This window comes from Dechloromonas denitrificans (genome assembly GCF_020510685.1).
GTDB classification, from domain to species: Bacteria; Pseudomonadota; Gammaproteobacteria; order Burkholderiales; family Rhodocyclaceae; genus Azonexus; species Azonexus denitrificans_A.
Map to the genome: position 1 here is coordinate 2,636,439 of NZ_CP075185.1, position 12,548 is coordinate 2,648,986.

The following is a 12,548-nucleotide window of genomic DNA, read 5'->3' on the forward strand; positions in this document are numbered from 1 at the left end:
TTCATGCGTTTAATTTGGCCGAGTGTTTTGAAAACAGAACATGGATCCAGTTAGCTTGGGGCTTGAGAAAACTTGCCTGTAACCGATTCAATATGAATGCTGTGCGAGTAGCGAGACGCTGTTCAAGGCTGCGTGCCTTGGCCGAGCCAATTGATTGGCCGCAATGGACACAGGGTTCATCCTGCTGCCAAGTGCCGAACGGATTCCCGGCAAAATCCAGAAGTGCGGCGGAAACAAAATTGGTACGTTCAAGGTTGCTCCCGACAAAAGTTGAGCGCTCCCAAGTCAAGCTTGGAAAGAGGGCTCTGAGTCTCGCTTCATCAAAGCAATTGACATGGCCCCAAGGCGGGTTTACTGCGCCACAACACTGACAAGTAGTTCGCCCACATCGGAGATCCTGACGGTAGGGAACTCCGATTACAACGTAATTTCCAGCGACCCGAGCAATTTCGCTACAGGCTTTGGCAAGGATATTGTCGGGGAGGTGCTCTAAAACCTCTGCGCACAAGACAACATCGAAGTGATTAGCGGAAAACTGCAAACAAGTCGCATCACCTTGGACTGGTTCAATCTTGGGGTGATCAATGTCTGGCTTGGCAAGATCAAGTGCTACGACTTTGTCAAATCTTTCGGCGAGCAAATTGGCAAGGTATCCGTCTCGGGCACCGATGTCTAGCGCCAGCCTCCCGCTAAGCGGCAGCAGCGCAAAGAGGTCAGCGATACGCTCTTGTTCCGAATGAGTGGCACGGTATGCTGCAAGATCGGTACGCATAATGGATGAGCTCTATAGACCTGAAATTGAATGAGTCATCAAGATGGAAGTCAAAACCCCCTCCTCAAATCCCCTACCCTAAACCGGAGAACCGCCGATATTGATTCCGGATAAGCCGTAATCATAAAGCCCTGCACGGGAAAACTGGTGGTTAAATCGACGTACCTTAAACTTTGGCGATTTATCACCGGACCGCTGGCGACTCTGACGCAGCGTGCTTGAATTGAGGTGACGTTCGCCTCCGGGAGCGCAAGCCAATAGATAATGCATATAAGATCAGCAGATAATAGAGAAAAGCCAAGCGTGGCACGTCTGTCAGGCTATCGAACATGCCAACAGCCAAAAATCCAATGATCGCGGCAGTCAGGTAGGGCGCTAGCTCATGCTGTCGGGCTCGGCCCAAATTCAAGCGCCATAGCGCGCTAGCGGTAAGCAGCAGGAAGACCATCAAACCCAAAGTACCTTGATCAAACATTACATTCACTAGCAGATTCTTGGCATGCCATGGCATGTGGTCGTGATCACTGCTGAAGAACCAGCGCTGCATTTGATTATTGAACCCACTGTTTTCCAGAAGATTTTCGCTTCCGACGGTGGTCAGCACCACATCGTCGATATCAGCAGTTCCACTCTGGTTGCCAATCCCCAATGAAAACATCTTTAATCTTGGTGCATACCAAGGGCCACCGTTTAATGCGGGGCCTTCCAGTCGAATATGTGCAGACTGCCACTCACCGTGGGTCGCCTTGATTGACGCTTGGCCAATTGCGCAGTTACCTACATAAAGCAGGTGCTTCTCGCAAACCTCCGCATGAATCGCCACATCCGCCTTGGCTCTGACTTTTAACTCAACCGAAAACGGACCATCCGAAGCGATGTCTATCCGCTGAGAAACCCGCAAGATATCTCCAAAGCTCATTGGGTGGCGTGGAGCGGAGAGAGAGAGCATTGAATTGCCCTCTTGCTCCTTGATTTGATACGTCCCTGGAAAGTCACCAGTCGGGATTGCAAAATAATAGTTTGCCGGAAACCTTCCCAAACCTTTGCCAAAGGTCATATCCCACGGCGTTTGGAGCATGCCTATTGTTTGCGCCCAATGCGTTTTCCGCCCATCAAGATCTTTTCCGGAGGTGGAGAAGCGTTCTTCCATATAGCCCCCACCAACAAATACAGCTATCACCGCACTAGTTGCAACGGCAGTCGTTAGCAAACCACCTTGCCAACGTAGATCATTCGGCCAAAGTGGCTGCCTGGAAAAAGTATTCCAAACAAATAAAACGAAAAGCATTGATAGCGCGCAGCCCATTCCCCGCAACGCCTCTACCCCCCCCCAAAAATCTGCAACATTTGCGGCAGAAAGCATCAACGCAACAAAGCTGGTCGTACAGATGTATGCCCTGCCTTGAGGTTTCTTTGTTGGTTGCCAATATATTGTCAAAAACGTTACAAAGAACAGAAGCCCATAAAGCACATATGGGCCTTTGGGCAAAAAATTGGCTAAAACAACCAGCAGCGTACCTGACAACAAACCGGCCAAACCACCGGCAAAAAACTGCGTGAAGGACATGCCCCTCAGCACGAAGGGAATTGATATCGAAATGGCCACAAGCCCCAATAGCGCCGAGAGTGCGCGGTACCCTCCTGTGGGAAAAACGAGAGCAGCCATTGCGCCGAGAAACACCAGCGCGATCATCCACCGCCCTATCCCCCAAGTTGACGGTTCGAGTCCTTTCACTGCTGGTTTCAAATACCCGCGTGTTTGCCATGCCAGCAATGGCAAGGAAATAATCAGCGCCAGATAAACGCCCCGGGAAAACGTTGTCAACGCTGCATACAGGCCAAGCCCGATCAAGCACATTGATAGCGCAAACTGCACGGTACTCCGAGAATTCCGCAGAGCCCAGATGGCAAATGGAAATGTCAGAAGCAACCATCCATCGAGTGCGGCACCACCAACATGCATTTCCCAAAATAGGGCGGTCGACCGGTAATCGCTTGAGAAATTCAGCAGATCGGTAAAGGCCAGACGTTCCCATAGCGCTGCCAGCGAAGCAGCACCGAGGCCAATCGCGATGCCCAAGGCCAATTTACCGCCAGTTTTGTTTTCCGGGGAATCTTGAAATCTTGTGATTAATGGAATCAACAGCAGCGCAAAAAAGAAACTCTTGCCAATTCGCAGGCTGTTCATCGGGCCATCGTAGCCTTGAAACCAACTAAAGTGGAAACCACCTGCATCAGCAAACCCACGGGTCATGGATATCAGAATCGATATTGACATCAGGGTAGCCAACACAAGACACAGCGACGATGTACGCTGCTGGCTAGAACGCTCCCTTCCATCAATGCCGCATCTGGCATACCCACCTGCTGCACTAGCGAGAATTAGTAAATCAAGTTCCTCAAAACTTATCCAGCCGGTCCACGGAGCAAACCCAATCACCGGCAAAATCGCAGGAATAATGACAAGCAAATGACTTGGTCTATAAAAAACAAGCAATGCGCAGAGAAGAAAGCAAACAAATGCCGTGAACTGACCAATCGGGTAGTTCAAAGCCAAAACACTTCCAGCCACCAATGCAGCAAGGGCCACCAGCAGATTTATGGCGCTGCTTAACATTTTTTTGCCTTGGCAAAATCAGGTGAAAGAGAAGCCGAATTTGAAGCCACAAGCATCATCGTGCCGTGATTGAATCAAGTAGTTTCGCCAATTGAGCGGTACGCCCTACTCGTGAGGCCTGTTCAATAGCCGGTGTAAGCGGCAAGGACGAGGCCCCTTTTGCGCGCCTGATCGCATCAATGAATGCTGGTAGGACGTCACAGATTTCCGAGCTTGAGTCGAGCCGTGCCATATCACTAGCCCCCGCATTCCGAAGCGTTGCAGCAGTATCCCCAAGCGGGTCGGTCAAAGCGAAAATTGGGCGCCTCGCCCTCAGATACTCGTAAATCTTCGCTGGTATTTGCTCATTGCAATTTGATGCCTGCATGACCAATAACCCATCTGCATTAAGCATCTCGGCGAGCGCCTCCCGATATGGGATGGGTGGCTGACAATCGATAAATTCAGCAACGTCGTATTTTTTGGCCAGTGAGTTGAGCAAATCATCATGTACAGATGCTCGGAAGCGAATTTTTAAAGTGCCGGCCTGAATCTTCCCCGATGTTTTTAGCTGGCCAAGCGCTGCAAAAAACTGCGTCGGGTCTCTTTCTTCCGGGTAAACAATGCCGCTATGTAGCAATGTGACTGCTTTCGGATGAATTTTTTGATTCAGAGGGCCAATACTCTCCACTTCGGCAAACGTTTCTTCATCGTAACCATTTTCGAGCACCACGATGCGCTCTGCTGAATTTGGATATCTCGAGCGGTAAGTCTGCGCTGCGCCGGGGGTGGTAAAGGTACTGTAACTTGCCGTCGACAAAGTCCGCTCTTCAATCGATTTGTAACTTTGCCAAACGAGCGGGTCGGCTGGATATCCGTCCTGCGCCATCGGATCACGGAAGTCGGCAATCCATGGCAAGCCACTTCGCCTTTGAAGCTCGGCGCCAATCAAGTGCGCCGTCGCAATTGGATAGGTTGACCAAATGGCCTGCGGCTTGAACTCTCTGATCATTCGCATTCCTTCACGAACAGCTCCGATTTTCCAGCTTACCCAACGATCAGGGCGGGCCATCGCACCAATATAGCGACCGGCAATGGAGAGATGGCGTGCAGTATCAAGGGCAAAGGCCCGTCGAACCACCACCCCCTCAGGAATATCCTTCATAAGATCTTCACTGGTACGCTCGTAGGCGCGGGGGTCCGCCGAGAGAACGATGGGCTCCCAATCGAACTTTGGTAAATGCTGCACAAAACGCAATGTGCGCTGAATCCCGCTGCTGCCAGCCAAAGGGGGGAAATGGTAGGCAATAATTAATAAGCGTTTCATGTTTTTCTATTGAGAAGCTAGTGGCGATATTTTGTATTGATCAGTGGTCAGGTTTCAGAAGGCAATGGCAGCTGCTGAGATAGCTGATCAACCGGTGGAGAAAGATACGCATGTATTTTTTTTAGCCACCCCCAGCGATAATCAGTAGCGTGGTAGAGGGTGCGATTTTGCGTTGTCCAGCGGGTGTGCCATTCCATGACCTTGCCATAGAATTCGATCCGGGAAAACTTGTGCTCTTCAAATAATTGCCGAAACTCATCCTGGCGCATTAACGTTGATGGTGAAACGGTCTTATAGGATTCGTCGTAAGCCGTTTTCAGGATCACGATAACTTTGTCATCGTTTATACACAGATCCATTGCAACAACCTTTTCGCCAAACCAATAGCGGTATATGCGCCCACGCCCTAGGCTGCAAAAATTTTTCAGCATTTCGCGATAGAAATGACCTTGAGCGTTGTCCGGACGGATCGCAGTGCCATCGGCTGCCTTCCAGCCTGCACTCTCAAGCAGGCCATAATCTTCAATCGCCTTTGCAACATCCGCAGGGGTGCTTATGCATTCAATCCGGGTATTGATGCCTTCGGCCTGCAGCTTGTTACGCTGCTTACGGGTATTTTGCTTGAGGTTTTTACCGCGTGCTTCCCAGTACGCTTCAAAACCACCTTCAATGTCGACCCATGCAGTCTTGATGTAGTCCTGGGTACGTACTTTAGGGCTATCCTCTGCTCGAACCTGAATTTGCGGATCAAGTTGGCTGACTCCGATAGCCAGAGTCAGGCCAGGAAGTCGGCGCATCAACTCATTGCAGGCGGAGATCAGATCAATGTTCCCATTTGTCACCCAAGCCCCCAGAGGAAGTTGTGAGGGTTGAAAAGTCTGCCAAATATTTTTTCGCCCCCTTTGCATAATGGCTGCAGCACAAAGTTGACCGTCAGCATGATGCAGGCACAGCAGCTCTTCCCCTGTACCGAAGATATCCAGTATGGGCAGCAGGAATGCCGACTCGAGAAACGGAGTCCCCGGGCGGGAGCTTACCAGGGTATCCCACTCAATTTTAAAATCGGCAAATTGCGCAATAGGATGAATGGTCCAGATCATTTTTAGTCTCTTGGGGCAAGTATGGAGGGAATACTCAATTGAGATATCGGTCAGATACTCAACTAGCACGACTACCCAGGTATTTTTTTTTAAGAATAATTTCTTTGAGCTTTTTTCCAGCTAGTTTGGTAACTCGTCCGGCAATTTCTTTAATCAGCAATAGGCAACCAATCGCGGTACGTGGGTTGTAAGCCACTATTCCCCAGCGTTCTCGACGATCGCTCATCCAGATTTTCTTATACTCGTCATCACCGATCAGGAAGTCGACCTCCTTGACGTTATCCTGCTCAATCACGTGTTTCAGCAAATAACTGGTCAGCACGGTTCCCGGTGAAAGAGCGGCAAACGCCTTGTGGTATGCAACTTTATAAATACTGGCCTTATCTTGGCCGACAATCCACAATTGCGCAGCGATTGGTCTTCCCTGTAGCCGTGCAATACCAAGGCGCAACATACCGATGGCAGATAGCCTGCGGATCAGCGAGGGTACGAAGTCGGGATAGGGCTCAGGAATTTTCCAGCTGGCGGTATAGACCTCCTGAAAGTCCAAGATTGCCTGTTCAACCCCATCGGCATTTGTCACTACTTCAAGCGTTCCACCTTGTGCAGCAAAATCCTTGTTCCGGCGCTTGATACTGCTCCGCAGGTTGGCACTTCGCTTTTTGAGATACCCCTCCCAATTAAAGTCGACTGTGAGAAACCAGTTGCCAAAACAAAAAAATCTGAAAGGTATCCAGCCGATTGCCCGTAATTCGTTCACCAGACCGTTGAAGGCCGGTGATTCGGGATCCATCGGAGCAAAACGCATGACATGTGCCCCACCATGGTCACGAGAGGCGGAAGCGAGCACGTGCCTGACGGTGAGTAGATCGCTATCGTTGATTAGCAACGGGGTGTAAAGCGATGTGTAGTAGTTGCCCAGCGCCTCAACAGTGCGAATGCGGCCTTCTGTAGTCAGCCGTAGCGGGATGATCGTCGATGAAATACTTCTTCCGGCTACGAAGTAGTAGCGCACACCGGAATCGTTCGGGTAAACGTTATTCTGAAGAAGCTCGAACCAGTCAACTGAGACCTCGATGTTGTCACGAGCGGAAAACTGTTGAAGATCGCCAAGCTCGGCAGCAAGGCCGTCAATCCTGGAGCAGTTCTTGACTGCAACTGGCTCCCCGATGCTAGCTGGATTTGCACCTTTGCGATCGACTCCGCTCAACACTTGCCACAATACTTTGAGAATCGAGAAGGCAGCGACGTAAGAATCGCTCTTGAATATTTGAATATTTTGAATGGTGCAACCAAAGTTGGCCCATTCGGCTTGGTCACTGGTGGCGTTGGTGTAGAACTCGATAGTCCTGCCCGATTGACTCGCCAGCTCTTCTTCAATAATGCGATAGAGCAATAATCGACCAGGAGCGAAACGAGCCAGCGATTCGTCATAAGTCGTTTTGAGAATGACAACCATTTTATCGTTGGCAATCACCAAGCGGGAAGCCGCCAGTTGCGCCCCAATCGACAGTTCGTAGACTGTAGCCTGCTCTGACAGGGCAAAGCGACTGAGAATTTCCGAATAAAACAGTCCTTGTTCATTGTCGATGGAAACCGCAGTTCCAGCAGCCCCTTTCCATCCAGCAGTTTCCAGTTCACCAAAGCGCGCAACGCCAATACTCATGTCAGCCGTAGTCACGGATTTAGAGAGAAGTGGAGTAGTCGACTCTTTTTCCGAGCGATTGAAATAGCGACGAACGTTGGCTCTTAAATTTTTTGAGCGCGTGTTCCAGTAGTCCGCGAATCGGATATCGGGATGAATTCCGATCGTATAGGCATGTGGAGAAACGATCTGTGCTGGTTTGAATCGCGAGAAATCAGGTGAATAGCGTGGATCTACGGCGTAAAACTCGATTGTCCAAGCAAAACCAGGAAGTGATTTTAGTAAGCTATCCAGAAGCCGGGCGTCACCAAAAAGCAGCGCGGTGACTTGAACTTGCGATGGACGATAGGTTGACCAACGCCCCATGCCATCTGGCTGTAAAATCAAGGCGCCTGAAATGACGCCATTCGACCGGTGGATACAGAGTTTCTCTTTTCCGCTGGCAAAGAAATTGAGCAGCGGACCGACAAAGCGACTGTCGAAGTAAGGGTGGCTGTCATAGAGTTCAGCATTCAGACGATCCCAGTCATCGGCATATGTCGGAAATATTGTCTTCGCGGGGTAAATTTCCCAAGACATCACTGAACGCCAACGACCGGGAGAGCGAGCGTTTTTCTCACCACCGCAACCATCCACCCCATTTCGTCTTCGCTCAATGACTGATGACATGGCAAATGGAGCAAATGAAGACGGTAGTCTTCGGCAACCGCGCAATCGGAAACCACCATTTCATCCCAACGCCATACCGGAAGCCCCAACAGCTTCAACCAGTAAAAATGAGGCGTTGGATAATTCAGATAGAGCGGAAACATATAGGGGGCGGCATGGGCAGGAATTTCCGGATATAGCACATGGCAATTAGGCACATCCGAAAGAGCGGTAACCCAGCGACGATAATTTTCCTGCCTGCGGGAAAGGTTGTTTGTCGCTGATGAATGACTGGTCAGCCACCGGGAACTAAGAAGGGATGCCGTTGTGGCAGAAGCCGGTGAATACTGGATCGATTGCGCTGAGCGTTCAATGCGTTGATCAACCCCTGGCTTTAGAGAGTCAAAGACAAGAGAATCAAGCCGCCGATCAATCTGTTCGAGATCATTTTTTGAAAGTTTTGGCAATCTGGACTTTTCGATGGTGCTTTTGATTCCGCGAAGTTCACAAAGCAGACCAGCAGACTCGGTTTTCACGCCGTCCAGAAAATGGGCATCTTGCGCTGCAAGCAAGCCGCCGTCGGTGCAGGGGAAAAACTTGTACGGGCTTGAGGCAATGAATTTCCCGTAAAGGCCGGCACCGCATGCCCGATATCGCTCGGTAAACAGGACGTGCGAGCAATCCTCAACCAGGACAATCCCTTTATCATCCGCCCATTGTTTCAACCGCGAAAAATCCCGGACCAATCCAAAAAAATGGGTCGCCAGCAATGCCTTTACCGGCACGGTCGATTCGGCGTAAATCTGGTCCAGACTATGCAGATCGGGCATCAGATCGGGCTTCAGCGAATAAAGCAGGACTGGTGCCCCTAACGCCAAGGCCGGATCAAGCATCGTTACGCAATGGTAGGCCGGCGCTAGTAACGCACCGTGCTGACCAACGCCAGCAAGGCGAAAAGCTTCGCCGAGCGCATAGCGGCCGCGACTGAAGTGTCGGAAGCCGATATCCGGGAAGGCACTCTTTTCGTTTGACGACACCGAGTAATCGAATGTCGAGGGCAAGATCGGCACGCGCGGTTTCGGAAATTGGCAGGTCGAAGGATCAAAGATCCAATAGTCGAGGGGCACGATTTATCTGAATGGAATTGAATGCTGACTCTTATAAATGATCAGAAGCTTGGCGACAAGGATGGCAAGCTCCAAATTCTTATTTAGCATAATCCACTACCCTGACGGAGGTTTCAATCCACGAAATCGTCATCGCTTCAACCGATTGGCGCCACTCGGCAGAAGAAAAGGTATGGTCTGCCCCAGCAATATCGACGCGCCTAAGACGGCTATTTTCAAGCGCAGCCGCCCCCTCCGAATCGGCCTGAATGGCTTCGATGAACTCCTTGGCCGTGTAGTCATCACCACTCAATATCAGCAGAACCTGCCCCTGAAATTCCTTTAAGGCCCTCATCATTTTTGTCTGGAAAGGCAGAACCGCGGCACCTGTCGTTAAATCAGAGGCTCGTCGTGCCTGCACAAAGCTCGCGACAAACCCGCCAAGCGCCCGGCCGATGCCGAGATTTCCGGTGAGCAGCTTGCGCCAGAACTCGACCTGCAACAGACGTTGACCGTAGTAATGTTTAATGTGTGTCTTGGCCAGGGTCGCCTCAGAGCGCACCCACGGATTGAGCAAGACAAGCCCTGCTATTCGTGAATCGTGCGTGGCATCCCAGTAAAGGAGACTCGCCGATGCCGCATCACACAAGCCCCAAAGAACCACATTGCTTATCGTCGGGCATTGCTTTTGAAAGGCAGTAATGGCAGCTGATATGTCACCATTCAACCCTTGGAAATCCGCCAACTCCCCGCTGCTGTCACCCATGCCACAACAGTCAAAGCGCATCACCGGGTAACCGGCACTCGCTAGCGCGCGGGATAGCAAAAGAAATTGCCGATGGCTGCCGACCCGATATTGCGGCCCACCGACGACAACGAGAACGCCGGTGCCCCCCGACTGCTCCGGTAAGGTAACAATGCCAAGCAATTCATTTCCGGCACAAGGAAAGACGATGGCCTGTTCGGTCAAGCTCATGGCCATCTCGCCAGCGCCGCCTGCGTCGCGACAAGGAGTTCGGGCGCATCCTCGATTTCCGTCGTCTGCCAGAAGGCAGGCCCCCGAACGACTTGGGCATGAACCACATAACCCGCAGCTTGCCAGCGCTCAATCCGCTTCTGCGAGACTGGGGCAAGGATCGCTTCGTCGCGCAAAGAGGTCTCAAGCCATGCAATCTGCCCTCCCCCACCGGCCGGCGGCTCAAGCTCATCTGCCTCCAAACCTTCAGCCAAGGCCGGAGAGACCGTATAACCGGCAATTTCGACAGATTCGCCGGCAGCAAGTTGGCGGCGCAGTTGTTCGGTGACGCCCTTGGCCTGCCCGGAAGCCAGTTCGCCAGCCATTTTCAAGCGCATGAACTGCTGCCAGTGTTGCTTGCCGGAAACGACCGGTTGCCAGAAGACGAAATTCGTTGCTTCCGGCAGGTTAAGTGCAGCACTGGCCGCCACCAAGCAACCTGCGCGCAAACCCCAAAGGGTCAACGGCGCCTGGGTTTGCCTACGCAACCAACGGTAAGCCAACATGACATCATCTTGCCAGGCCCGCCAGGTTGCTTCAGAAAAATCGCCGGCGCTATCACCACAGCCGAGCAAGTCTATCTGCAACACCGCAAAACCGGCCTCGGCCAAGGCACGCGACTGCATTGCCGCCATCCGGCGCGCTTTGTTCATCTCTTCGGCAAAAGGGTGCAGATAGATGATCGCGCCACGCGCCACGTCTCTGGGGGCGTGATAGAGGCAAAAACGTTGCCCCCTTTCGCCGGGAAGAAAGAAGGGCTGCACGACTGACTCGCCGCTTAACCGGCCAGCTTGCCTTCGACGAACTCGACCAACGAGCCGACCGTCGCAAACGTACTACCCTCGATTTCATCGTCATCGACGGTGAAGCCGAAACGCTCTTCGAAGCCAGTAATCAAGGCAACAACAGCCATCGAATCAAGCTCTGGAATTGCACCGAGAAGCGGCGTACTTGCAGAAAATTCCGCGGAACGGCCGTTCAAACTGAGAATTTCGTCCAGAAGGGACAATACTTCTTTTTCGGTATTCAAGCCTTGCTCCTACGACAACAGAATGGGGAGGCCGCATTATAGGGGGAGAATGCCGGCATGATCGTGAGATACTGCACGGCAGCATCGATTACAACGAGTGTAGCCTTTCGTACCGACTCAAAGAACCTTAAAAAATTCATGAATCAGGTCAATTCTCTAAAGGCGCGACTCGAAACTTATAGAAACTGGCAGCGCCTCGCCACCCAGCAAACCGGCAAAAGCCCGCTCCAGCAGTTCCGCGAAATCCTGGCTCTCAAGAAAACAGGGGGGCAATGCGGAATCAGTGATTATTACTGGAACAAACTTTACGACTCCACTTTTCTTCTGGGCCGGGGAATAGAGGATTTTCTCGGCTGGCGGTTGCATTCGGAACTGAGTCTTGCCCTGAACCCGCGCAACGTCGTACTACCAGCCTGGGACAAAACGGTCTTCATGACCATGGCCGACTCCGTGGGACTACCCGTTGTTCCGACGGTAGCAACCCTCAAAACCTCTTCCCGCCTGCCTGCCGTGCTCGGCAAGCATTTACGAAACATAGCCGAAGCAGCCACATTCCTTCGTGATCCAAGCGTTTTTCCGCTGTTCGGAAAACCAGCCTATTCCCAACAGGGATATGGCAGCGCCTATCTTGCAGGCTACGAGCAAGCGAGTGACTGTCTTGTGCTGCTTAATGGCGAGCGCATAGCCGTCGAGAAATTCCTGATTCGGCTCGAACGAACGGTCGATCATCGCTACCATCGCCCCGAGTGCGGTTATCTGTTTCAGAAACCGTTGAGGCTTGCCGAGTCAATCGAGCAGCTTACCGGCTGGCCGGCAATTTGCGGTGCCCGTATCGTCTGTCTGAATGGTCCCGATGGATCCAGTCCACTTCAAGCAATCTGGAAAATCGCCGTTCCGCCGAACCATGTCGACAATTTCGGCATGGGAAAACACGGCAATCTCCTTGCCGATGTCGATCCGGCAACCGGAACGATCGGCCGGGTCATCAGCGGGCTCTGGCCAGAAACAAAACTGCTTAACGAGCATCCGATCTCAGGCAATTCCTTCGAGGGCTTTCAGTTACCAGATTGGCCACAAGTGCTTGAGTCATGCCACGCACTGGGGGATTTGATCCCGATGATGCAAATTCAACATATCGATTTCGCATTCACCAACGAAGGGCCAAAAATCCTTGAACTCAATGACATTGGCGGGATCGCCCAACTCCATGGGCGCGGACTCCTTACCGAGCGGACACGCAGTTTTTTGAAGCAGTTCGGCAACAGAACCTGCCACCCATGGATCAACTCAGTTTAAACAGAAAGCGCCC

At 51.8% G+C, this 12,548-nt stretch carries 10 protein-coding genes; 1 reads left to right on the forward strand and 9 read right to left on the reverse strand.

Translation table 11 applies throughout. The annotated features are described in order from the left end of the window. Position 1: 1 nt before the first annotated feature. From KI611_RS12590 to KI611_RS12630, 9 genes are all read right to left on the reverse strand, one after another. Entirely contained in the window at positions 2 to 772 is a 771-nt protein-coding gene (locus tag KI611_RS12590) for a class I SAM-dependent methyltransferase (RefSeq protein ID WP_226415861.1), read from the reverse strand. Between the two features lie 184 nt (positions 773 to 956). Then, positions 957 to 3,389, reverse strand: coding sequence for a hypothetical protein (locus KI611_RS12595; RefSeq protein WP_226415874.1), 2,433 nt, complete (start codon positions 3,387 to 3,389; stop codon positions 957 to 959). A 55-nt stretch (positions 3,390 to 3,444) separates the two neighbouring features. Next, the gene (locus KI611_RS12600) at positions 3,445 to 4,695 is read right to left on the reverse strand and encodes a glycosyltransferase (protein WP_226415876.1); all 1,251 of its coding nucleotides are present in this window, start codon (positions 4,693 to 4,695) and stop codon (positions 3,445 to 3,447) included. Between the two features lie 47 nt (positions 4,696 to 4,742). Further along, positions 4,743 to 5,795 carry a GNAT family N-acetyltransferase gene (locus tag KI611_RS12605; protein WP_226415878.1) on the reverse strand — a complete coding sequence of 351 codons (1,053 nt, stop codon included), beginning with the start codon at positions 5,793 to 5,795 and terminating at the stop codon, positions 4,743 to 4,745. Positions 5,796 to 5,853: 58 nt separating this feature from the next. After that, positions 5,854 to 8,019 (reverse strand): GNAT family N-acetyltransferase, encoded by a 2,166-nt coding sequence (locus KI611_RS12610; protein ID WP_226415880.1) that lies wholly within the window; start codon positions 8,017 to 8,019, stop codon positions 5,854 to 5,856. Then, positions 8,019 to 9,215: a DegT/DnrJ/EryC1/StrS family aminotransferase gene (locus KI611_RS12615; protein WP_226415882.1), complete on the reverse strand. Its 1,197-nt coding sequence runs from the start codon at positions 9,213 to 9,215 to the stop codon at positions 8,019 to 8,021. Before KI611_RS12615 ends, KI611_RS12610 begins: the two co-directional genes overlap by 1 nt. Before the next feature lie 79 nt (positions 9,216 to 9,294). Next, positions 9,295 to 10,170 carry a hydrolase 1, exosortase A system-associated gene (locus KI611_RS12620; RefSeq protein ID WP_226415885.1) on the reverse strand — a complete coding sequence of 292 codons (876 nt, stop codon included), beginning with the start codon at positions 10,168 to 10,170 and terminating at the stop codon, positions 9,295 to 9,297. Continuing rightward, on the reverse strand, positions 10,167 to 10,973 hold the full coding sequence (locus KI611_RS12625; protein ID WP_226415898.1) for a hydrolase 2, exosortase A system-associated: 807 nt from the start codon (positions 10,971 to 10,973) through the stop codon (positions 10,167 to 10,169). Before KI611_RS12625 ends, KI611_RS12620 begins: the two co-directional genes overlap by 4 nt. 14 nt (positions 10,974 to 10,987) lie before the next feature. Continuing rightward, positions 10,988 to 11,239: an acyl carrier protein gene (locus tag KI611_RS12630; RefSeq protein ID WP_226415901.1), complete on the reverse strand. Its 252-nt coding sequence runs from the start codon at positions 11,237 to 11,239 to the stop codon at positions 10,988 to 10,990. A 57-nt stretch (positions 11,240 to 11,296) separates the two neighbouring features. Between KI611_RS12630 and KI611_RS12635 the strand changes: the two genes are divergently transcribed. Then, entirely contained in the window at positions 11,297 to 12,535 is a 1,239-nt protein-coding gene (locus KI611_RS12635) for a sugar-transfer associated ATP-grasp domain-containing protein (protein WP_226415903.1), read from the forward strand. The last annotated feature ends 13 nt before the right edge of the window (positions 12,536 to 12,548 follow it).

What these genes read in the sequence shown, in the direction of transcription:
- KI611_RS12635 (WP_226415903.1), top strand. Translation starts at nt 11,297, where the DNA reads ATGATCGTGAGATACTGCACGGCAGCATCGATTACAACGAGTGTAGCC.
- KI611_RS12600 (WP_226415876.1), bottom strand. Translation starts at nt 4,695, where the DNA reads ATGAAACGCTTATTAATTATTGCCTACCATTTCCCCCCTTTGGCTGGC.
- KI611_RS12605 (WP_226415878.1), bottom strand. Translation starts at nt 5,795, where the DNA reads ATGATCTGGACCATTCATCCTATTGCGCAATTTGCCGATTTTAAAATT.
- KI611_RS12595 (WP_226415874.1), bottom strand. Translation starts at nt 3,389, where the DNA reads ATGTTAAGCAGCGCCATAAATCTGCTGGTGGCCCTTGCTGCATTGGTG.
- KI611_RS12590 (WP_226415861.1), bottom strand. Translation starts at nt 772, where the DNA reads ATGCGTACCGATCTTGCAGCATACCGTGCCACTCATTCGGAACAAGAG.
- KI611_RS12620 (WP_226415885.1), bottom strand. Translation starts at nt 10,170, where the DNA reads ATGAGCTTGACCGAACAGGCCATCGTCTTTCCTTGTGCCGGAAATGAA.
- KI611_RS12610 (WP_226415880.1), bottom strand. Translation starts at nt 8,019, where the DNA reads ATGTCTTGGGAAATTTACCCCGCGAAGACAATATTTCCGACATATGCC.